Origin of the sequence: Yersinia sp. IP36721, assembly GCF_003634395.1 — a bacterium.
In the GTDB taxonomy this organism is placed as follows: domain Bacteria; phylum Pseudomonadota; class Gammaproteobacteria; order Enterobacterales; family Enterobacteriaceae; genus Yersinia; species Yersinia entomophaga.
The window spans coordinates 148,886-171,287 of sequence record NZ_QCZL01000002.1 but is presented as its reverse complement, the minus strand read 5'-3'; the positions used below and the strand labels follow the sequence as shown (position 1 = coordinate 171,287).

Below are 22,402 nucleotides of genomic sequence, written 5' to 3'. Positions count from 1 at the left end.
TACTGGCCAAATCAAATGACATAACACAGGTAACTACTTAATAAATAATGGTATTGAATATCAGATATGGGCGTGAACTTATTATTCAAATGGCAGTGATTGGCACTATCTGATTTCTTACAAATAAGGTAAGAATCGAGAGAAAATAAATAAACTGTTCGACGCTGATTAATTCGGCATGAATAAAAGGAGGGAGGGAAATAAAGTCGGAAAGTCGGAATTACCGTTTGGCGCAGATAGTCTCCGTTATAGCTATTTCATATGGCTTACTCGCTGACCACGGGGAAACCGCCGCAGGTCAGCTCTGCCAACATTAGCTAGATATTCATGATTGAAACCAACGCATTCACGTCATCCGACACTATTAACGATAAATTCTGAGTGATTTTTTCTACTGGCCAGTCCCACCATGCTAGTTGCTCAAGTTTAACAATCAGGTCTGGAGCAAAACGATATTGAATGACTTTTGCTGGATTACCGCCAACGATCGAATAGGCCGGTACGTCTGAGGTTACGACAGAACGGGACGCGATTATCGCGCCATGACCGATATTCACTCCCGGCATAATTAGCGCTTCAAATCCTATCCACACATCATTGCCCACCACAGTATTGCCTTTAAACGGGAGATCTTCAGGAGAAGGGGCTACTTTTTCCCAGCCGTTTCCAAATATTTGGAAAGGATAAGTCGAGACGCCTGATATCTTGTGATTTGCACCATTCATAATGAACTTAACACCTCTGGCAATGGCGCAAAATTTCCCAATAATCAATTTATCTCCAATAAATGGGAAGTGGTACAGAACATTGCGCTCAAAATCCTCGGAATTATCAGGATCATCGTAATAGGTATAATCTCCGATAATAATATTGGGATTAGTTACCGTATTTTTGATGTAACAAACTTGCGGAAAACCCGCCATAGGGTGTTTGTTAGTATGATCGGGGCCGTTTATATTATTTACCATGGTTCCTTCAGCACTGAGGCCATTTTCAGAAAATCTGTCATCCATATAGCAGACAGAACACTATAGATGATTTCGGCAGTAGTCAGCTTGGAATGCTCCATTTTGTGCAGAGAGCCATACTGTTTATTTCACAAGAAAGGATTCAGGAAGGTGGCTCTGTTTGTTCTTCTGATAAAACTAAATCACTATATCAATCATTTCCTAAAGACGACTATATTAGTAAGCTAAATCAAACGCCTTACCCTTTGCTTTAAGGAGATATTTTGAAAAAAACGCAAGATAGTGTTCATCTCACTGCATCGGAGGCGTTGGATAAACTCGAGGCGCTGTACAGTGCGGCATTAGTTGCGTTGCGAGAAGCTATCAGCGACTTTGTGCACGAAGGAAAACTGCCCGATGCGGCAGAACGTGCCAAAGGTTTATTTGCCTATCCTCAGCTAAGCGTCAGTTGGGAAGGCCAGTTCCGCGACAATATTCGTACCCGCGCTTATGGACGTTTTTCCCGAACCGGCTGCTACAGCACCACGGTGACGCGCCCAGCGTTGTTCCGTCGCTATCTCACCGAACAGTTGACTCTGTTGGAAGGTGAGTACGGCGCACGTTTTGAAGTGACGCCGTCACAAATAGATATGCCCTATCCCTTTGTGATCGACGGTTCAGATCTGGTATTAGACCGCACCATGACCGCCGGATTGGCGCAGCACTTTCCCACCACCGATCTAGCCAAGATTGGCGACGGTATTACCGATGGATTGGATACCGCGACGGAGAACTTCCCGCTGTCTCACTTTGACGCGCTGCGCACCGATTTTTCACTGGCGCGTTTGAAACACTACACCGGTACGCCAGCCGAACATATTCAGCCTTATATTCTATTTACCAATTACAGTCGCTACGTGGATGAGTTTGTCAGTTGGGCCTGCGAACAGATTCTCGATCCGAGTAGCCCTTATGAGGCATTATCCTGCGCCGGAGGCACTTTTATCACGGCGGAAAACGCCGATCCGCAAAAAACCACTTCGGATTTGGCGTGGAAAAAACATCAAATGCCGGCCTACCATTTGATCGCTAAAAACGGGCAGGGAATCACGCTGGTGAATATTGGCGTCGGTCCATCCAATGCCAAAACGATCTGTGACCATTTGGCGGTTATGCGGCCTCATGCCTGGCTGATGATTGGACACTGCGGCGGACTGCGGGAAAGTCAGGCGATTGGGGATTACGTGCTGGCACACGCTTATTTGCGGGATGACCACGTTCTGGACGCCGTATTACCGCCGGATATTCCCATTCCCAGCATTGCCGAAGTGCAGCGGGCGCTGTATGACGCGACCAAAGCGGTTAGCGGAATGCCGGGGAAAGAGGTTAAACAGCGGTTGCGTACCGGTACGGTGGTCACTTCGGACGATCGTAACTGGGAGCTGAGATTCTCTGCTTCAGCGCTGAGGTTTAGCCTGAGCCGCGCCGTCGCCGTGGATATGGAAAGTGCGACCATTGCCGCTCAGGGTTATCGTTTCCGCGTTCCTTACGGTACTTTGCTGTGCGTTTCGGATAAACCTTTGCATGGAGAAATCAAATTGCCCGGTCAGGCGAACCATTTTTATGAGGGGGCGATTTCCGAACACTTGCAGATAGGTATTCGCGCCATTGATTTGTTACGCGAAGAGGGCGACCAATTACACTCGCGTAAATTGCGCACCTTTAACGAGCCTCCGTTCCGTTAAACTTTCGCTACCTACGCTTTCAGAATGCGACGACAGCGTCACCGAATGAGTGACGCTGTCACTTTTAATCAACAAGATTGGGTCTAAAAAATCTTATCAGTTTCTGTTCCCGCCTTATTATCATCGCTTACGCGCCATTTCCACGGCATTCGCTGATACCAGGATTGTGGCACCGGATGCACAATCGCTCGCAGCGCACGGGCATAATCCATCACTAAACCCGGCGTCCAGGCCATGGTTATTGCTCGTCGTCGAACCTGAGCTGCGATCCACAGTTCAGGCATAAACAAGGTTCGTAACGCTGGCCGCCAGTGTTTCCCCTGTTCGGCCAGTACGCCATCTAATGACGCTTCTAACGCGTATGCTACGCTGCTGGAGCAATTACGTGATGTCAGGTTATAGGTTTTCTGGCGCTGATAAACGTCCCAATAGCGCAAAAGCGCCGGACCGTTGTATTCATGGAATAATATTTTTCTGTCTGATTCACACCAATTGGCCGCTTCGGTGGCGTAATCCGGCTGAAAACTCCCGTCAACGTCGTTATCGCGCGTAGCCTTAAGCAACCGCAAGAACTCGGATGGAGAACGATCGATATCCGCTGCGGGATACAGACTGATGTACACTTTCGGCGATAATTCCAGCGCCGCATGGCCGGTGGAAATCACCCCTTGTGTATCCACCGCCGCAATATAGCGATTGATCACTGGGCGCGGAATGGTTCTGGCACTCGCGGCACCTTCCGGCGTCCAGATATGCACGGTCAGTGGTCCAGTGAAATCCACATGCTCAGGTGGAAGTGCCCTCGGTTTTGCCGCAGACTTTTTGGTCAATCCGGACAGAATATCCGAAGGAGCCAACAGCGCGAATACCGAAGTGCCTTCACTCAACTGGTTGGCGCGCCTTGCCAGCAGTAGGGTATTCACCCCGCTGATAAACATTAGGACACCCAGAAAGAATGACACAGTAGCCTGATAGTGCGTGGGATAAGGGCTAAACATAAACATGGCGAATAGAATCTGACAGCCTCCGCCGGCCATTGCCTGTTTCCAGCGGGGATAACGAACCACCCAGGCGGAAGCAATCACTAACGCACCAATAATGAAATAGGCAAAGCCGAAGATAATCGCCAGCAGCAGATTACTGTAGGTTTTATTCGACAGGATCAGCAGCGCCACGAAACAAAACAACCCGCCTTTAAAATACAGCACTGCTTTTTGTGCGCCTACGCCGCTGGCGGCCACGCTGAGCGTCACCAGACTTTCCAGTAATAGCAGCACGCCAAAGGTCTTTATGGGAAAATACAGCGTACCATCGATACCATCGATAAAAATCCCGATGCCAATTAATCCCCAGACTGCGCCAAGAAAACCAAGAAATCGGGCTTTGGAGCGGACAAAATCAACGCCAAATAACAGCAGGGCGATTTGAATCATAGTAGGCATCTCTGCGGTAAATAACGGTTCATACCTCTATTTCCCTTGTTTGTACGGGCTAATCTAGTTGTACTGGCTAATTTGCCAGTTACCCATCACACGATTACCTTCAGTACCGGTCAGCAGCACACAGCCGCCATCCACGATAGAAAGCCATTCTCCGTTGGCTGTCCGGATGCGCAACGCCAAAGCACCTTGCGGCTCCCGACCTTCTGCCGCCCGCCAATGTTGTTTCAGTTTTTCTCTGTCCTGCGGATGGATGCGCGGCAATACAGCATCAATATGCAGGAAAGCGGTCGATCCTCGCTCACCGAATAGGGCACCAATGTCGCTATCCCACAGGATTTCGCCCGATTCCAGGTTTAGCTGGTACATCACCCCGTCTCCTTCAATACGACCGGTTTCTGGGTTGAAACTGTGTATTGAGTGAGATAATCCACGCAGGAATACCATCAATAAAGCCGTGGCGGTCAGATAACACTGAGTGAGCAGCAAGGGTTCGCCGCTATGAAGCCCTTGTAAGAAGAATGGACCTTGGTGTTGATAGGTATAAAAAATCACAATGGCACCCAATGTCAGCAATGCCAGCGAACCGCCCCGATTACCGGCTATAATCGATAGCACGATAGCGATAGCGATAGGAATGCAGGACAGCGCAAAATACAGCGCGGCGCCGCTGGCCGCGAAATCCTGTAGTTTTCCGGAAAAGATTAGCCAGGTGCTAGCACAAAGGAGTAACCAAACAACGGCTCCCGCCAGCTTTGCCCTTAGCGTGAGTCGAGCGGAACGCACTCTGATATTCAGGAAACCCATAATAATGATGGTCACAAACAGAATGCCGGTCACGTCGGCAATCAGGCTGACCCAGAACAGGCTGAATAGCGGTAAACCTGCCGCCAACGCAATTCCGCCACCGGTTATCAATGCATCCAGCGCGCTGATAATAAGAGTCGCGCTTATCCACAGTAAAATAGCGTGCAAATCGTCATTGGGGCGAGCAAAACGCCGCACTATCCAGGCAATAACCACGCTGGCAGGTAACGACAGGACGGAATAGAACAACGCACTGAGCACATCTTCGCGCCAGTGTTGTTCAAGTAGAACGCTCACCATCGAAAAAATAAAGAACAGCAGCGGCCACGAGCCCCAGCGGACCGCCAAAAAGGCAGCGACAGCCACCCCGGAGGGAAACCACACCAGAGATATTTGAAACGCCGGGGAATCAAACTGTTGCGAAACCACACCCGCAACATAATAGATTAACGCCCAACCAAACAGGGCGCTAGCGTGCCGCCAGAACAGCGTCTTACTTTTTTTCATCGTAATTTCTCACTGAATGATTCTCTCCGGCAGTTTTCAGGAGGCTTAATTATTCCCGCCTCATGTCTATAAACCTAGTCATTGCAAGCCTAGGGGTGATAAACAAAATAGTTATAAAAAACAGTTATAAAAAATAGCTATAAACCGGATTTTATCTATAGCTCGTGGCTGAAAAGCGGAAATGAGCTCGTGAGCGACGGCTGTCGTATTTGGGGGAATCAAGTTGTTAGAAATGCATATGATTTCAATCATACGATAGAAAAGGTGATGAAAGCACTAATTCATCATTCTTCAACGGGAAAGGGGGGTTATGGCTTCATGCAGAACATTACAGAGCATTTATGCGGCCATGTTCACTATCGCTACTTTGTGAGATATCGTTAATTACCGCGATGATAATTATGTTATAACATAACAAAAAATTCGCCATAGGAAATGAAGTTTGTTACATTATCACACTCAAATTCTGTGGCCGGGAAGGGATAGCTGACCTGAACGTCCAGATATTGTTGGATATTAAATATGGAGTAGTTAAATGAATCGAACTCATACCCTGTGTTTTTCTCTTGGCCTGTGCGCTTCGTTGTTACATTCAACGGTCAGCGCCCATGATTTATGGACCAATATGCCTCCGGCGAACACCACTACGGCAACGGTAGAAATGGCCTATGGTCACGGATTTCCACATGGGGAAGCGATTCCGGCTCAAAGACTGCATTTCTTTGCCCCGCTAAAATTGACCAACGGCAGTAAGGAATACAGTTTTAACATCGACGGTAAAAACGTCAAATTCCAGCAGGAGAACTTGAAGCCTGGCTCTTATATCGCTCTGTCTACCTATAAGCCAACTATTTGGTCAGTGAAGCGCGTAGGGGAGAAAGACGAATGGCGTCAGGAAGAAGATAAAACCCAATGGCCAGGTAGTTTTTGCACCGATAACACTATGTCCGGTAAAACCATCAGCTTTGTGAAAAATCCCGATGCCAATCCGTTTATTACCCAACCGATGGGATTAAGATTAGAGTTTGTCCCATTACAGAATCCGAATGAACTGTCGATTGGCGACGATTTGGAATTACAACTGCTGTATAACGGTAAACCTTTGGCGAATCACACCTTTGGCGTTATTTTTAATGATGGGGAGGAACGCAGCGACGCCGAGGGACAGGGTCATGAACACCATCATCACGATCACGCCCATGAAAAAAATAATACATTGTCTCATCCCGCCTTGGCGCACACTTACGCCTTTGAAGATGTGGATTTAAAAGGCCAGACGGACAGCAATGGGAAATTAACGCTACCTATTACGGCGAAAGGGCAATGGCTGGTTTCTACCGTAGCGGAAACGCCTCATGAGGATAAGAATCGATGTGATATTCACCTCGATAAAGCCACTTTATCTTATTACGTGGTTAATTAACCAAGCGCGGGTTTGATTTTCACTCTCGGTTTTGCTTCGCTCAGCTGTATGCAGACTGATCATCATGTCAGTCTGCAACGGCCTGTATATTCTGCGTTAGGATTGGTACTGCAAACCGAGAGTTTTTAAGTCATAGCGGGTAATAAAATTAACAAAAAAGGTATCTATTGATAACCGTCCCACATTTCCTGACTGTATTCACATTTATTCTCTATACCATAGATTGCATCGAGGATATTACGAGGGAAACAACCGTTCATGCCGCGAAAGGCGGTATTCGTCATCACTATAATCAACCACATACGCGGTAAATTACCGAATAACAGTGCCCATGCTAACGCCCGAAATCCCACCCGAACCGCCGCTAATACCTATATGCTTAGAAGATGTACAGGCGCTCATACACAACACAAGCACTATGATAATAATTTTCATGTCCAGTTCCACGAGATTTTAGAATCTTACTTTAGCAGTATTATCCGTGGCGGGTATTTAATCAATAAGGCGGAAGGACGGAGGTCAAGCGCTGTTATGGCAAAGTTAGCGAGGCATCTCTGTTAAAGGGAAGGGCTTAATAAACACACCGAGATATGGTGCATGAACTCATTAACAACCATCATATTCTATTTAACATAATATACATTATGCGAACCGAGGTAAAGGTGTGTGAGTTTCCCGATTTTGGCCTTAATCCTTATCCATTGGCTGTTTATTCCTGTTGCTCTTCATTCCAGGCTCATTTTGGGTTTTATTTATCCCAACTAAAACCTGATTCTGAATAATGCACTCATCCTTAGTCAAGCTCGCAAACATTCCTCATTCACAGCTTCATTCTTTTGTTACCTATATCTTTTACTGACCGACATGTATTCCCGCTAACCGATAACTCATTGAATGCTTCGCTCACTCAACTTGCTCCTTCGAGTACTCCAGTTCTTCTGAACCAATTTTAATGTGAACGACCTGACTACCCATTGACCAATGACACTGCGTTAAGATTAATTTTAATCGAGATGCTCACGGGATGTTCATCGATTAATTGTTGGCTATAGCAGCAAACCACTGCCTATTTCCGATCGCGCTACGTGAAATCTGAGAAAAATCATCAGCTATGACCCTGCTGATTTCACGTAGTTGCATCATTTATTTGTGGTATAAATCAAATGGTGGTCGATTATTCAAGCAATCATCGATCACTTTTAATACACCGTCCTCATTATTTGCCGGAGCACGGTATTTCGCCGCTTGTTTTGCCGCCAGCGAGCCGTTTTCCATAGCGAAACTGTAACCTGCGTGTCTTAACATCTCCAGATCGTTACCGCCATCACCCAATGCCATGACTTCATTATCTGCAATACCGTAGATGCCTTGGATTCGCTTGATACCATTAGCCTTATGATTCCCGGGAATTATCAGGTCTACAGAACCATGTCCGCTAGAAACAGTTGTGACAATGTCACCTATTTTTTGTGTTATTTCATCCATCAGCCCGCTTACGTCATCTTGTTCATAACTAAGGGCAAACTTAAAGATAACGTCATCGATCTGCGCATAATCAGAGACTGTGTTGAGATGGTGATAATAGGTACGCATTCCATTAAAGAAATCGGGAGCGCCAGTCTCCAGCATATAAGCGCTCTTTTTACCGCATACCAGAAAATTGATTCCCGATAAGGTACTGATGCATTCCAGCACTTGAGCCACCTGCGCAGAAGGTAGCTTTCCACAGTAAACTTCCTGTTTTTTATCAACGATATATCCGCCATTCTCAGCCACATAAGCTATTTGGTCGTCAATATCATCGAAAAAACTTTTCAACTGATAGTATTGGTTGCCACTGGCTACAACAAATTTAATACCGCGCTGCAATAACTGTTGATACAGTTTTCTGAAACGAGATTTATTATACTGACCTTTGCTGTTTAGAAAGGTGCCATCCATATCAACTGCGATAAGTTTGACGCTCATTGAAACTCCTTGCGGTATAAGATAATCAGGATAAAAGGCACAATTGCCACTCAGTTAAAATCTAATACTGTAATGTATAGGCACCTAAAGTAATAATCAGGAATACGGCCACAACCACAAAAAATGCCACATACAGATCAGAGAGATACGTTATCCAGCCAATTAGCGCCGGGCCACCCAATACGCCGGGGTAACATAAGGTCGTCAGCATGGCCACAGACATATTTACCAGCATAACTTTTTCCAGGTCGTAGCGGCTACATTGGCTCTTTATTGGTTCTTCAACAGGCGGTTAAAATAATAATTTCTTACTTGAATATTATAACTAAGCATCCCATCCATAATGTCATTAATATGAGTCTCTGTCATTTTAGCGAGTTTAAGATGCGAAGATATCAATTTAGTAGAAATAAAATCCTGAACCATCCTGTATCTGATAAATGCTGCGCCAGTATTTTTTTAGTTTCCCCGGCCCATTCATAAATCTATTAAATAAGTAACACACAACTTTCAGATGTCATGTTTAATGATTATTAAGTTTCACACCAATCAGATGAGCTGAATGACTTTTTGTCATCTCTATATGCTATTGATTCTATTCAATACGACATTGACTTAGTGATATAAAACGGTCGTTGTTCGCACCATAATTTAAAATCAAACTTGCCCGTTCGATTAAATTAAATTAATGTAAATCTCAATCGGTGTTAATGGACGGCAAGATGAATAAAATAATTTTAATCATTCACAAATAACAAGGAGTACTTAAATGGAAAACACTCAATTAATAAATATAGATTATAATTCATTCCGTGCTGTGAAAGGATTCGATAAACGCGTTAGATATTTGATTCTCCACTATACCGTCGTTGATTTCACCGGTTCGATCACCGCATTAACTGGCCCGTTAGTCAGTTCGCATTATTTAATTCCAGATCCTATGGATCCGAGCTATATAGCCGCCGGATTTGACGAGCTGCGTATATTTAATTTGGTAGATGAAAATGATCGGGCCTGGCATGCAGGGGAAAGTCGCTGGCACCAGCGAACCAATCTGAATGACAGTTCGATTGGCATTGAGATTGTTAACCAGGCATCTGATAATAATGGTAATTTTACTTTCCCACCCTATAATGATGAGCAAATTGAAGCCGTAAAAGATTTAGCGCTTAACATCTTACAACGTTATCCGGATATATCCCCCACCCATGTATTGGCTCATTCAGATATTTCCTTGGGGCGTAAAAGTGATCCCGGGGCTGCCTTCCCGTGGTTTGAACTGTATATGTGTGGCGTCGGAGCCTGGTATGATGATGAAACAAAAAATGAATATTTATGCCAGTATAATCACTCCATGCCGGATAAAGATGAAATTCTAAAATTATTTAATATTTATGGTTATGATACCAGTAGTGCTGATACTAACATAGGTTATGAGATTTTAATTCGAGCTTTCCAACTACATTTTCGCCCAGAGTGCTATGACGGTAAAATGGATGAAGAAACGCTCGCAGTCCTTTCCGCCTTAGTTAAAAAGTATTTCCCATCTGAATTATAATGTGAGGTGTTTCATTTTTACACAAGCTGCGATAACAACCAAAAAAAATAATATCCCTATATAAATTTATTACTCACAGCACTACAAAGCGAAACTCAGAATTATAAAGTTAAATTAACCATAACTTTAAATAATAGCTTATGCTCGAACTTTTCTGGTGCCATTCATATTGGCACCAGAATCTTATCGTTCCATTATCACTGACCATATGAATGCGTCACGATTAATGTTTACCTGAGATAAGCACAATCGGTAATTTTTAGTGAGACTCTCTTGTAACGCTATAATGTCTTAATCTGCTCGGGATAGAGGCTGTAGCGAATCAAAGAGGAATATAGCTCCCCGGTATTTTCTCTCCCTGTCTGTTAGTTTCCTTTTTGCTTCACCGTGATGAAGTTGCCTCTGGTAAAGTAACCGAAGAAAATGACGCACATCGGTGTATTCGGTCACGATTTAACCATGACCACCCTATTCAGTTCGGATTCTTTCCAAGTAATGGTAATTATATCGTGATAAAAATTATCCGAGTATGCTAATGATATAAAATCAGTTATCGCCCCACTTTATTGGTAAGGAACGGAATATGATCGTTTTTGTCACAGGTGCAACCTCCGGTTTTGGCGAAGCCATTGCCCGTAAATTTGTTAGCCACGGCCATCAGGTTATTGCCAGCGGGCGACGTTTAGAAAAACTGGAGCAACTGAAGAACGAATTAGGTGAGGCCCTGCATATTTTGCGGTTGGACGTACGCAATCGCGCCGCCATTCAACAGGCTATTGACGAATTACCTGCATCACTGCGAAATATCGATGTGCTGGTGAATAACGCCGGTTTGGCATTAGGTTTGGAGCCCGCGCACAAAGCCAATGCCGATGATTGGGAAACCATGATCGATACCAATACCAAGGGTTTGGTGAATATGACTCGCGCGTTGCTACCAGAAATGGTCAGCCGTAATATTGGCCACGTGATTAATATTGGCTCGACCGCGGCAAACTGGCCATATGCCGGTGGCAACGTATATGGCGCTACTAAAGCCTTTGTGAAGCAATTCAGCCTAGGGCTGCGTGCGGATTTACACGGAACGCGTATTCGCGTGACCGATATTGAACCCGGATTGGTCGGAGGAACCGAGTTTTCCTCCGTTCGCTTCAAAGGGGATGATGAAAAGGTGAATAAAACCTATGATGGAGCTAACCCATTGATGCCAGGTGATATTGCCGAAGCGGTCTATTGGGTAGCGACTCTGCCCGCTCACGTCAATATTAATACGTTAGAAATGATGCCGGTTAGCCAATCATTCGCTGGGTTGAACATTCATCGAGAATCATAATACGCGGTGTCAGATCGAGCGCAGTGAAGTCACTGTGCTCTATTTTTACTCATTACTTTCACTGATTTCCGCTAATTGACCCGCCAACCAGCCACGATAATCAGCATACCAATCAACGCAATACCTGCACCTAACCAGTCAAACATTGATAGCTTTATACCCTCCACCACTCGCAGCCAGATTAAGGCTGTAGCCACGTAAACCCCGCCGTAGGCGGCATACACTCGCCCACTTGCTGCCGGATGTAGCGTTAATAACCAGACAAACAGGCCTAAACTCGCCGCAGCCGGTAATAGCAGCCAGGCCGGTGCCCCTTTCCTCAACCAGAGGTAAGGCAGGAAACAGCCTATAATCTCCGCGAGTGCGGTGGCAAAAAAAAGTAATGAAGTCTTCAACATAACGACGAGTTTTCTCTCTAAAGGTTAAATGAGTTTGCGGTAGTGGGTACATCGTCACAGAGCAATGATATAGTTTATCTATAGGTTTGTATGCTTAAACAAAATGAGTCGCTTAACTCATCGATAAAGAAGGATTTAATGATGAAAAACAATCGCCTGCGTATCGCATTGCGCGTTCTGTTGCCTGCTGCGGTATTGATGCTGCCTTTATCCTGGTCCTCTATGGCGCAGGCGCAATTAAGTCATTGTTCGCAAGGAAGCACCTGCGTTACCGTTGGCGGCAATAATGCCAATGACCCTTTGGCGAAAGAAGCCGCCCGTCAAAGCAAAGAACAGTGGGATGAAACCCGCCGCCTACGTAATAAGGTTAATACGCGTAAAGAGAAAGACTTCGACAAATACGACGTTGCTGAAGATGCTAAAGATAAATGCTTGAGCAGCTCTAATTTCAATGCCTATTGGGAACCGAATACCCAGCGTTGTTTAGATCGTCAAAGCGGCCATAAGATTAATCCTTAATAGCTAAGAACGGTGCTTTTTACTTGAAGTTCAGGCTGTCTGAACTACTATTAGCGACACTAGCAATTCATCCCAAATAAGGATTTACTGATGAAAAAAACGCTTATTATCGGCACATTGTTACTGGCGGTTGCGCCTTTGGCCGCACAGGCATCTTGCGAAAGCGTGAAAGCGGATATTGCGCAAAAGATTATCAATAACGGTGTACCGGAGTCGGGTTTTACGCTGGAAATCGTACCTAACGATCAGGTTGAAAAAGCCGGCGGCCAAGTTGTTGGGCACTGCGAAAACGATACGCAAAAGATTGTTTATACCCGGATTACCAGCGGCGAATAGTTTCGTTAAGCTATATTCATCAGGGCGCACGGGTTGCGCCCTTTTCTATTTTTACGGTTTCTCAATTTACGTTTTCTCCATTCCAAAATTCCTCGTTGTGATCCGGTCTGAAGCGCACTATTCCTCCGTTCGCCAATAAGGTTCCCTCTTCCTTCGCGCTAAGCTCATTGTTCCGTTTATGGAACACTGTGGCTTAATTTGAGCTACTTATCACTTATTGGAACTTTATCTATACTTTATTACACAGTTGCTCAGCGGAATTAGCCGCTGATTACACGCTGTTGGGTTGGTTTATATCAACCAACGGCCATTCAGGTAGTAAACAATGGAGTGAGAAATGAACAAACCATATGTACGTCTCGATAAAGACAATGCAGCCGTGCTGCTGGTAGATCATCAGGCGGGTTTGTTGTCTCTGGTGCGGGACATCGATCCGGATAAGTTTAAAAATAACGTGTTGGCATTGGCCGATATGGCTAAGTATTTTAACTTACCGACCATTCTGACGACCAGTTTTGAAACCGGTCCTAATGGCCCGCTGGTTCCTGAGCTAAAAGCCCTGTTCCCGGACGCGCCTTATATTGCTCGCCCAGGACAAATTAACGCCTGGGACAACGAAGATTTCGTTAAAGCGATTAAAGCCACCGGTAAAAAACAGCTGATTATCGCCGGTGTGGTAACCGAGGTTTGCGTGGCTTTCCCAGCGCTGTCCGCGTTAGAAGAAGGCTTTGATGTGTTCGTGATTACCGATGCTTCCGGCACCTTCAATCCGTTAACTCGCGATGCCGCATGGGATCGTATGTCTGCCGCCGGTGCTCAGCTGATGACATGGTTTGGCGCAGCCTGCGAATTGCACCGCGACTGGCGCAATGACGTAGAAGGTCTGGGCGCGCTGTTCTCCAACCACATTCCTGATTATCGTAATTTGATGACTAGCTATTTCACGCTGACATCTGAAAAATAACGCTTAATCGCCTTTGCTCCCGCCTTGCGGCCAGCCTCTGGCGGGAGCTTCTAGCTTGTTAAATCTTTCCTTTTTACTTCCATTGTTCTTCTTTAACGAAAACTGCCTGCATTTTTCTCCGTTTTGATCCAAGCTAAATATTCACTAGCCATTCACATCCGGCCAAGTAACAATGGTGGTCTGAATTCAATCAGTTAACTCGCGACACATGAAAAAGCCACTCCATCATCATTTTTATCGCGCCATGTTACGGCGGTTGCTGATTGCAATCATGCTGGGGATGACTTCGGCGGTGATTGTCTGGCTGTTCCACCGCGGCATGTTGGGGTTAGAGTGGCTGCTATTTGCCCGTACCGATGGCAGTTTGGTGGCCGCTGCCTCCTCGATTTCTGGCTGGCGGCGGGCGTTAACACCGGCGCTGGGTGGAGTGGCGGCAGGTGGTGTGCTGTGGTTATTCCAGCGCTATCGCCATCAACGGCCCACAGCCCCTACCGATTATATGGAGGCGATCGAGATTGGCGATGGTCGGCTCGATATCTCTGCCAGTTTGGTTAAGTCTTTCGCTTCTCTCTTGGTGGTATCCAGCGGTAGCGCCATCGGTCGCGAAGGTGCCATGGTGCTGCTGGCGGCGCTGTTTGCATCGGTTTTTGCCCAACGCTATGCCAAAGCTAACGAGTGGAAGCTTTGGGTCGCCTGCGGCGCGGCCGCCGGTATGGCCAGTGCTTATCACGCTCCGCTAGCGGGTAGCCTGTTTATTGCCGAAATTCTGTTTGGCACTTTAATGCTGGCTTCGCTAGGCCCCGTTATTATTGCCGCAGTGACGGCGCTGTTAACAACTAATATACTCTTAGGCGAACAGGCACCGTTATATCAGGTGCAGGCGCTTCCTTCTCCGTTACCGATGCAATATCTGCTGATGGCCACATTGGGTGTGATTGCTGGATTTAGCGGGCCACTATTTTTGAAAGCCATGACCGCCAGCGGTCATGTTTTTCGTTCCCTGAATTTATCCCTTCCGCTTCAGTTGGGGCTGGGAGGAATTATCGTTGGTTTGCTGTCGCTAATATTCCCTGAAGTATGGGGAAATGGTTATAGCGTGGTGCAATCGATGCTGGCCGTACCACCGGGAATATTGCTGATTGGCGGAGTTCTGATCTGTAAATTAATTGCGGTATTAGCCAGTAGCGGTTCTGGTGCGCCTGGAGGGGTGTTTACCCCGACGTTATTTGTCGGGGCAGCCTTGGGGATGTTGATCGGGCAGATTTTCGCCTTATGGCCATCTTTAGGTGAACATGTCGCCCTGCTTATGGCGCTGACCGGCATGGCCACACTGCTGGCAGCCACCACTCATGCGCCGATTATGGCGGCTCTGATGGTGTGTGAAATGACGGGCGAATACACGCTCTTGCCGGGCTTATTATTATCTTGCGTGATCGCAACGGCAATTGCCCGTTGGATAAGACCATTATCGGTTTACCATTCGGGATAAGCCGCCGATTTAGCGGGAAATATAACCGCCAAAATCGGATATAAAATAAAAGAGATATGAGGCAAAAATTATAACTTATTCACTCTTTAATCAGCGGAGATAAATCCAGATATTTAACCAGATCGCGCTGTTCCGGCCGAGGTAAATAAGGCAATTCACCTAATTGTGGCGCAGGTATCTGGTGGCGTAATACATCAATAGTTTCTGCATAGTGCGCTAAACCCGGGTTAATCCTATTAGCGACCCAGCCTAATAAAGGTAACCCATCGTTGATTATTGCCTGAGCAGTTAATATGGCATGATTGATACAGCCTAATTTAATTCCTACCACCAAAATAACCGGTAATTTTTCTTTAACCACCCATTCGGAATAAAAGCGTTGATCGTTCATCAACACGCTCCAGCCGCCACAGCCTTCCACAACTACGCTATCAGCCTGTTGCTCTAACGCGGCTAACCCGGCGCTCATCCGATCATAGTCGATCAGGGTGTCAGTGCTGGCATGGATCACTTCCTCATGTAGCGGGAAAGGATTCACAGCCGAATAATCTAGCGCAATGGATGATGAAGCCTGCAACACCAAGGCATCTGCGTTACGCAGCCCGTCCGGTGTTTCTTTGCTTTCGGTGGCAACCGGCTTATATCCCGCAGCATTTTTACCGTGCTGACTGAAAGTTTGCAGTAAAGCCCGAGACACCACCGTCTTACCCACGGCGGTATCCGTTCCAGTAACAAATACGCGCGTTAACATAAAGGAATTACTCCGCAATTTTGCCGTTTTAACTCAAAATAGTCCCGCCGAACCTTGGCGAAATTGTCGATGAGCTGAAAAGTCTAGGCGATGATGAAGATAAACAGCTTGCGTTAGCGCAATGTTTTGCCGGACTGGAATGTTTTTTTAGCTAACGAGCGGATGGCGCGAGAGTCATTAGCGGAGAAAAGAGTATTTAATACCTATTAATAATTAACTCTAAGTTATTAGCAGCAGTGGATTAACCCTGTAGCAATTTCACTAATAATGAGCCGTTATATAACGCCTCTTTAACCAATGCTGCTCCGGGCATCGTTCCCCGATTATAAAATCGGGTGGACTCTACCTGAATATTTTCGCTGTAAGCCGGCAATGCCTGCTGGCGAATACAGGATTCAATTGCTGGATGTAAAATAGAAGACGCCAGATTAAGCGGCGAGCCGACTAATATTTTCTCCGGATTAAATAAATTGACCATAATGGCCAGAATCCGACCCACGCTATGACCCACGCCCAGAATAATATCTTTGGCTAACTGATCGCCTGCCATTGCGGCGTGACATAGCGATTCCACCGTAAGTGGAGAACTGTGTAGCAACGAACTCATAGAGACATTGAGCCGCTGTTGGGCGATTTCCAGCATATTTTCAATGCTGGCAACGGTTTCCAGACAACCATGATTACCGCAATAACAGCGCTTACCATAAGGATCAACCTGAGTATGGCCGATTTCGACTACGCTGCGATTACCAGCGTGGAGCACCCTGCCGCCGGTGATCACTCCTGCGCCGACGTTATGGTCAATCACCACTTGAATAACATTCTGGCTGCCCTTGGCGGCACCGTATAAGGCTTCAGCCATAGTCCAGGCACAAATATCATGCTGAAGGAATACCGGCAGACCGGTGCGTTGTTCCAGTTCGGGGCCGAGGCGCATCTCATCCACATCATAAAACGGCATTTTATGCACGATACCGGCAGGTGCATCGATCATGCCGGGCATGGTAATCGCGATAGCGGTCAGACGTTCCAGCTTCTCCTGGTGGCGGATAAAGAATTGGTCTACTTCGTTAAGAATGCGGTTTAGCAAGGGTTCGGGGTGGGAATCTGGCAGTGGGAGTAAATCCTCAACCACCAGTTTACTGCTGAGATCCCGCAGCGCAAGAGTGATGCTGCCGTGGTTGATGCGGCCAGACAAATAGTGCCACGCCTCGGTATCCAACACTAGCCCGATAGCCGGACGCCCACGGCTGCCGACATCCTGAAATTCGGTTTCTTTTACCAGGTGAGCTTCAACCAGTTCCCGCACAATTTTGGTAATACTGGCGGGCGCCAGCTGCGCGCGTTTCGAGAGTTCGATGCGGGAGATTGGGCCAAAATGGTCGATCAGGCGATATACCGCCCCGGCATTGGTCTGCTTGATTTGATCAATATGCCCAGGCTGTCCATCCATAATCACAAAACCGGCTCCTTCTTTGCCACTTACCGAGTATTTTCGCGCTTCTAAATAAATATTAACGGCTATGTTGGGGCTTTTGGTATAAGGCGTCAACTATTTGATTAGTTATGTGATTTACTGCACACATTCCCAGTATATATCACCCTTTAAGGCGTTTATTCAAACAGATTGCGCCACCGTTTCCGGTATCATTAAACGAATCAACGCGTCGGCGGGAGCAGTAACGGGACGATGCCGATGATTGACCAACCACACCTCGGTTGTTGCCTCAGGTTCATCCAGCGGCAGGTATTTCACTCCGTCCACTTTCACCCGCGTAAAGGAGGCTGGCAGGATCGAAACTCCCAGGCCGGAAGACACCAGGCCGACGATGGTCATGGCTTCCCCCACTTCTTGCGTGATGTAAGGCGTGATGCCGCTTCGCGCCAACAAATTCAAGATTTCGTCGTATAGCGCCGTCCCTACCTCACGAGCAAAAAAAACGAAAGGTTCCTGCGCTAGCATATGGAATTTCAGCGTTCCCAATGGCACTGCGGCCAACGGGTGTTCCTCGTGGACTACCGCGACCAAAGGTTCCCGTAGCAGTAAACGATGCTGCAGCGCATCGGGCAAACGCGTATTGCGCATCACGCCCAGATCCAGACGCCCATCAAGCAACGGTTCAATCTGCTGTTTGGTATTGACTTCCTGCATTTTTATATGCACGCATGGATGCAACTGCCTAAATATTCTCAGATTTTTTGATACCACGCTGATAAAGGGGGCGGACGATGTAAAACCGATGGTCAGCTCACCCAACTCACCTCGGTGCAGCCGCCCCGCTTTTTCCGCCGCGCTATTGACCTGCGCCAAAATTTGGTAAGCCTCTTTGAGAAATAGCTCTCCGGCCTGCGTCAGGCTGACGTTACGGTTATTCCGAGCTAACAACCGGGCGCCTATTTGCTCTTCCAAAATCTGAATCTGCTGGCTTAACGGCGGTTGCGAAATCCGAAGTCGCTCCGCCGCCCGTCCGAAGTGCAGTTCTTCAGCGACCGCAATAAAATAGCGTAAGTGTCTGAGTTCGATTGGCATGAAAATCCATTAATAGGTTAAACGTCTTATTCCCAATTATTAATATATTAGACAAAAAACTGCGCTATTCCTATGATCACTGTGTTCCCCCTTTCTATGGGGCAAACAGCCTGTTTTAGTGTGGTTTTTTGGATAAGGAATGAAAGTGAACACCTCTTTGCGCTCTGCGAATTCTGTAGCGCCGACACCGGTAGCTAATGATAATACTGCCTCTGCCCGCCACACCTCGACTTTACCGATTAATAAACGTCCTTATATCCAACGCGGCACACCGCAGTTTATTCGCGTCACGCTGGCTTTTTTCTCCGCCGGACTGGCGACATTCGCCTTACTGTATTGTGTGCAACCTATTTTGCCTTTGCTGTCGCAAGATTTTGGTATCTCCCCCGCCAGTAGCAGCTTGTCTTTATCCACTGCCACCGGAATGCTGGCGGTAGGATTGATGTTTACCGGCCCGCTTTCCGACGCGATTGGCCGCAAACCGGTCATGGTGGTGTCATTGATGCTGGCAGCGATCTGCACCCTGGTATGTGCCTTGATGACCAGCTGGCACGGCATATTATTAATGCGCGCATTAATTGGTTTATCCCTCAGCGGCGTGGCGGCGGTTGCCATGACCTACTTAAGCGAAGAGATTCATCCCAGTTTTGTCGCGCTGTCGATGGGGTTGTATATCAGCGGTAACTCGATTGGGGGAATGAGCGGACGCCTGATTGCCGGCGTATTAAGCGATTTCTTTTCCTGGCGGGTAGCGCTGGCGGTGATTGGGCTGTTTGCGTTGGCCGCCGCTTTCATGTTCTGGCGTATTTTGCCACCTTCCCGACACTTTCGTGCCACTTCGCTACGCCCCAGAACGCTGGCGATTAACTTCAAACTGCACTGGCGCGATTCCGGTCTGCCGCTGCTGTTTGCCGAGGGTTTCCTGATCATGGGCAGTTTCGTCACCTTGTTTAACTACATCGGCTATCGCCTATTGGGGGAACCCTATGGGATGAGTCAGGCGCTGGTAGGCCTGCTGTCCGTTGTTTATCTCACTGGTTCCTACAGTTCCCCTAAAGCCGGCGCCCTGACCACGCGTTTGGGACGTGGGCCAGTATTGCTCTGGTCAATTGGCCTGATGCTGGGTGGCGTGCTGATTACTGCATTTTCATCGGTTATCGCCATATTGATTGGGATGATGATATTTACCGCCGGTTTCTTTGCAGCACACTCGGTTGCCAGCAGTTGGATTGGCCGCCGCGCCAGACGCGCCAAAGCGCAGGCTTCTTCTTTGTATTTATTCTGCTATTACGCCGGTTCCAGCGTCGCGGGCACCTTGGGAGGCATATTCTGGCTGAATTTGGGCTGGTACGGCGTTACCGGGTTTATCGCGCTGCTGTTGCTTATTGCGTTGGCCGTCGGCCAACGTTTACGTGTGTTACCTGAAGCTGCGCGTATTTAACTGTTGAATATTTATCTTCGTGGCTCTGGGCGTTAACCAGAGCCTGCTTACCCAGATTCACATCTAAGGGATTATTTTCTAGGGAATAAATAATCAACATCAGTTCGATCAAAAAATAGCGAGCATCCAGAAATACCGATAAGCCGTTCATATCGAAAAGTCAGACATATTCGCCCGATAGTCCCCCACGTATTCTGCTACACTACTCGGCCAGCATAAAGCTAACCTTATGAAAAAATTAATATAACCGTTTAGTAAAATCATAATTCTGCCCACGGCCCCCCTTCGTTCTGCATGAAGAATTTAGCTCTGTCCTTAATGTTTTTGCACTTTTGCTTGAATGCGCACTGTTGTTTGCAAGAAGCTTAATGCATGTTGTAACTAAAGCGTGTTTTTAACGAGATAACTCTATGGATAAGTACGATTTGATTTTGAGAATGAATACCAGTTTTAACCAACTGGAATTATCATTGGCGTCGCTCCACCAGCAGCTGGCAGAGTTTCCATTATTGGCCGCCCAAGTCTTCACCCTGCCCGATATCGAAAAAGGCTTGGAGCATGAAGAGATTGAACAGATTAACGTCACGCCAGTAGTCGGAGAAGAAGCCCGCGAATTGGGTTTACAGCACTTCCGTCGCCTGTTTATTCATCATAATAAGCAAAATGTCAGCAGCAAAGCGGCCGTTCGCCTCCCCGGCGTACTGTGTTTCGCATTGAATAAGACAGAATATCGGGACTGCATCACCCTGATTGAACATATTAATCAATTGAAACACCAGTTAGAGCAGATTATTACCGTTGAGTCCGGCCTGCCCAGCGAGCAACGCTTTGAATTCGTTCACACTCACCTGCACGGCCTGATTACGCTAAATACTTACCGCACCCTCACCCCATTGATTAATCCAAGTTCAGTGCGATTCGGCTGGGCAAATAAGAATATAATTAAAAATATAACCAAAGAAGATTTGCTGGCGCAGCTAAATAAGAGCCTGAATGCCGGTCGCGCCGTGCCGCCCTTTACCAAAGAAGAATGGGCCGAATGGGTAAGTCAAGAAATTGCCGACGTGCAAAGATTACCCGAAACTGCAAAATTGAAAATTAAACGCCCTGTCAAGGTTCAGCCCATTGCCCGTGTCTGGTATCAGGAACAGCAAAAACAGGTGCAGCATCCCTGCCCTATGCCGTTAATTGCTTTATGCCAAAAAGAGTTAGGTGCCGGTATGCCTAAAATTGGAGAGCTACCCAATTACGATGCCACACAGATTAAACACAAACATAAACCGCAGGCTAAACCGTTGCGGTTGTTAATTCCACGACTGCATCTTTATACAGATATCGAATGACTCAGCGGATTTTCCGCTTATAAAAAACAATGGGTTATTTTCCCATTATCCAAAAACAGCCGTAACTTAAATCATTTAGTTACGCGCAATGATGCGATGAAAAAAAATATCGCTTACTCTCTGGCAGTCTTATTGTTTATTGCTATGATTAATACTCATCACACAGAATATAGATAATTAATTGTGTGATAAAAATGATTTTAGTTTGATTCTTAAAGATAAAATAGTTAAAGATAAAATAGTAGCAGGCTAACCAATCCAGTCTGTCACACGATATTTTAAATATTCGCAAGAAACAATATAGCCGATTGAATAATCACATAAGAAACAAATTAACACAATGTTCACTCTTAATTTATTTAAGCAGCTAAATCTTTCGTGTTTTTTTTATTTTTATAACCAGAATCAGGCATATTTATAATTCCGGGTTAATAGAGCTCGATATTATTTATATTTTCACAGCGTTTCACAGCGCAATGCCATAATCCTAATAGAATTGGAAGGTATACTATGCCATTAACTAAGACAAATACTCAAAATCCTATTCGCGGAATTGTTAACCCTACCTCCGCACAACGAAAAGATTGTCAGGCAGTTATCCTTATGCTTGATTATGCCGACCTTGGCCGTGGCCCTGGGACTTTACATACTGTGGGCAGTGCCCGTCTCGACATGCAAGGAAGGACGGCGGCAGGAGATGCCAATATTCAAGTTCAAATAGGAACCGGCACGGTGGCTGCTGCCATGATCGCGCATTCAGTTCAAACGATCACCGATCCTATCAATCAAAAAGGCGCAGTGAATGCCTCCGTTTCCGTATTGAACCAAAGTATGGATAGCGGGACTATTTGGAATTTGACCGGAACCCTGCCTTAAACCAACCGCGGTCATCTAAAACTGAAAA

Annotated in this window: 19 protein-coding genes and 1 pseudogene; 11 read left to right on the top strand and 9 right to left on the bottom strand. The window is 46.5% G+C overall.

What is annotated here, in order from left to right; all coding sequences use genetic code 11:
* Nucleotides 1-317: 317 nt before the first annotated feature.
* Nucleotides 318-968, bottom strand: a complete 651-nt coding sequence (locus DBA33_RS02860; RefSeq protein WP_120805491.1) for a Vat family streptogramin A O-acetyltransferase — start codon at nucleotides 966-968, stop codon at nucleotides 318-320.
* Between the two features lie 263 nt (nucleotides 969-1,231).
* On the opposite strand from DBA33_RS02860, the gene DBA33_RS02855 reads away from it, so the two are divergent.
* Nucleotides 1,232-2,692 (top strand): AMP nucleosidase, encoded by a 1,461-nt coding sequence (locus DBA33_RS02855; RefSeq protein WP_064513772.1) that lies wholly within the window; start codon nucleotides 1,232-1,234, stop codon nucleotides 2,690-2,692.
* Between the two features lie 83 nt (nucleotides 2,693-2,775).
* Here the strand turns inward: DBA33_RS02855 and DBA33_RS02850 are convergent, their stop codons facing one another.
* Entirely contained in the window at nucleotides 2,776-4,125 is a 1,350-nt protein-coding gene (locus DBA33_RS02850) for a hypothetical protein (protein WP_064518263.1), read from the bottom strand.
* Nucleotides 4,126-4,188: 63 nt separating this feature from the next.
* The gene (locus DBA33_RS02845; RefSeq protein WP_064513770.1) at nucleotides 4,189-5,445 is read right to left on the bottom strand and encodes an MASE1 domain-containing protein; all 1,257 of its coding nucleotides are present in this window, start codon (nucleotides 5,443-5,445) and stop codon (nucleotides 4,189-4,191) included.
* A gap of 535 nt (nucleotides 5,446-5,980) precedes the next feature.
* On the opposite strand from DBA33_RS02845, the gene DBA33_RS02840 reads away from it, so the two are divergent.
* Entirely contained in the window at nucleotides 5,981-6,868 is an 888-nt protein-coding gene (locus tag DBA33_RS02840) for a DUF4198 domain-containing protein (RefSeq protein ID WP_064513768.1), read from the top strand.
* Between the two features lie 1,143 nt (nucleotides 6,869-8,011).
* Here DBA33_RS02840 and DBA33_RS02835 read toward each other — a convergent pair.
* Nucleotides 8,012-8,836 (bottom strand): Cof-type HAD-IIB family hydrolase, encoded by an 825-nt coding sequence (locus tag DBA33_RS02835; RefSeq protein WP_064513765.1) that lies wholly within the window; start codon nucleotides 8,834-8,836, stop codon nucleotides 8,012-8,014.
* A gap of 61 nt (nucleotides 8,837-8,897) precedes the next feature.
* A pseudogene (locus DBA33_RS20600) lies at nucleotides 8,898-9,080 on the bottom strand (MFS transporter); the annotation flags it as partial.
* A gap of 525 nt (nucleotides 9,081-9,605) precedes the next feature.
* Here DBA33_RS20600 and DBA33_RS02830 point away from each other — a divergent pair.
* Nucleotides 9,606-10,394, top strand: a complete 789-nt coding sequence (locus DBA33_RS02830; protein WP_064513764.1) for an N-acetylmuramoyl-L-alanine amidase — start codon at nucleotides 9,606-9,608, stop codon at nucleotides 10,392-10,394.
* Between the two features lie 583 nt (nucleotides 10,395-10,977).
* Nucleotides 10,978-11,727: a bifunctional NADP-dependent 3-hydroxy acid dehydrogenase/3-hydroxypropionate dehydrogenase YdfG gene (ydfG, locus tag DBA33_RS02825; RefSeq protein WP_064513761.1), complete on the top strand. Its 750-nt coding sequence runs from the start codon at nucleotides 10,978-10,980 to the stop codon at nucleotides 11,725-11,727.
* A 71-nt stretch (nucleotides 11,728-11,798) separates the two neighbouring features.
* On the opposite strand, the gene DBA33_RS02820 is transcribed toward ydfG, so the two are convergent.
* On the bottom strand, nucleotides 11,799-12,125 hold the full coding sequence (locus tag DBA33_RS02820; RefSeq protein ID WP_064513759.1) for a YnfA family protein: 327 nt from the start codon (nucleotides 12,123-12,125) through the stop codon (nucleotides 11,799-11,801).
* A 141-nt stretch (nucleotides 12,126-12,266) separates the two neighbouring features.
* Here DBA33_RS02820 and DBA33_RS02815 point away from each other — a divergent pair, with 141 nt between their 5' ends.
* The 4 genes from DBA33_RS02815 to clcB all read left to right on the top strand — a co-directional run bounded on the left by DBA33_RS02815 (nucleotide 12,267) and on the right by clcB (nucleotide 15,433).
* Nucleotides 12,267-12,644, top strand: a complete 378-nt coding sequence (locus DBA33_RS02815) for a DUF1283 family protein (RefSeq protein ID WP_064513753.1) — start codon at nucleotides 12,267-12,269, stop codon at nucleotides 12,642-12,644.
* A 90-nt stretch (nucleotides 12,645-12,734) separates the two neighbouring features.
* Complete coding sequence (locus DBA33_RS02810) at nucleotides 12,735-12,980, top strand: DUF1161 domain-containing protein (protein ID WP_064513750.1); 246 nt, start codon at nucleotides 12,735-12,737, stop codon at nucleotides 12,978-12,980.
* A 337-nt stretch (nucleotides 12,981-13,317) separates the two neighbouring features.
* Nucleotides 13,318-13,944, top strand: coding sequence for an isochorismate family cysteine hydrolase YcaC (ycaC, locus tag DBA33_RS02805; RefSeq protein ID WP_064513748.1), 627 nt, complete (start codon nucleotides 13,318-13,320; stop codon nucleotides 13,942-13,944).
* 208 nt (nucleotides 13,945-14,152) lie between these two features.
* Nucleotides 14,153-15,433, top strand: a complete 1,281-nt coding sequence (clcB, locus tag DBA33_RS02800) for a voltage-gated ClC-type chloride channel ClcB (RefSeq protein ID WP_064513747.1) — start codon at nucleotides 14,153-14,155, stop codon at nucleotides 15,431-15,433.
* Between the two features lie 79 nt (nucleotides 15,434-15,512).
* Here clcB and bioD read toward each other — a convergent pair whose 3' ends face one another.
* From bioD to DBA33_RS02785, 3 genes are all read right to left on the bottom strand, one after another.
* Nucleotides 15,513-16,184, bottom strand: a complete 672-nt coding sequence (gene bioD, locus DBA33_RS02795) for a dethiobiotin synthase (RefSeq protein ID WP_064513745.1) — start codon at nucleotides 16,182-16,184, stop codon at nucleotides 15,513-15,515.
* A gap of 241 nt (nucleotides 16,185-16,425) precedes the next feature.
* Nucleotides 16,426-17,643 carry an ROK family transcriptional regulator gene (locus DBA33_RS02790; RefSeq protein ID WP_064513743.1) on the bottom strand — a complete coding sequence of 406 codons (1,218 nt, stop codon included), beginning with the start codon at nucleotides 17,641-17,643 and terminating at the stop codon, nucleotides 16,426-16,428.
* 159 nt (nucleotides 17,644-17,802) lie between these two features.
* Nucleotides 17,803-18,714: a LysR family transcriptional regulator gene (locus tag DBA33_RS02785; protein WP_064513741.1), complete on the bottom strand. Its 912-nt coding sequence runs from the start codon at nucleotides 18,712-18,714 to the stop codon at nucleotides 17,803-17,805.
* A gap of 145 nt (nucleotides 18,715-18,859) precedes the next feature.
* On the opposite strand from DBA33_RS02785, the gene DBA33_RS02780 reads away from it, so the two are divergent.
* The 3 genes from DBA33_RS02780 (at nucleotide 18,860) to DBA33_RS02770 (ending at nucleotide 22,374) form a co-directional block, all read left to right on the top strand.
* Nucleotides 18,860-20,155, top strand: coding sequence for an MFS transporter (locus DBA33_RS02780; protein WP_064518261.1), 1,296 nt, complete (start codon nucleotides 18,860-18,862; stop codon nucleotides 20,153-20,155).
* A 410-nt stretch (nucleotides 20,156-20,565) separates the two neighbouring features.
* Nucleotides 20,566-21,498 carry a DNA replication terminus site-binding protein gene (tus, locus tag DBA33_RS02775; RefSeq protein WP_064513739.1) on the top strand — a complete coding sequence of 311 codons (933 nt, stop codon included), beginning with the start codon at nucleotides 20,566-20,568 and terminating at the stop codon, nucleotides 21,496-21,498.
* Nucleotides 21,499-22,008: 510 nt separating this feature from the next.
* Complete coding sequence (locus DBA33_RS02770; protein WP_064513738.1) at nucleotides 22,009-22,374, top strand: hypothetical protein; 366 nt, start codon at nucleotides 22,009-22,011, stop codon at nucleotides 22,372-22,374.
* Nucleotides 22,375-22,402 lie beyond the last annotated feature (28 nt).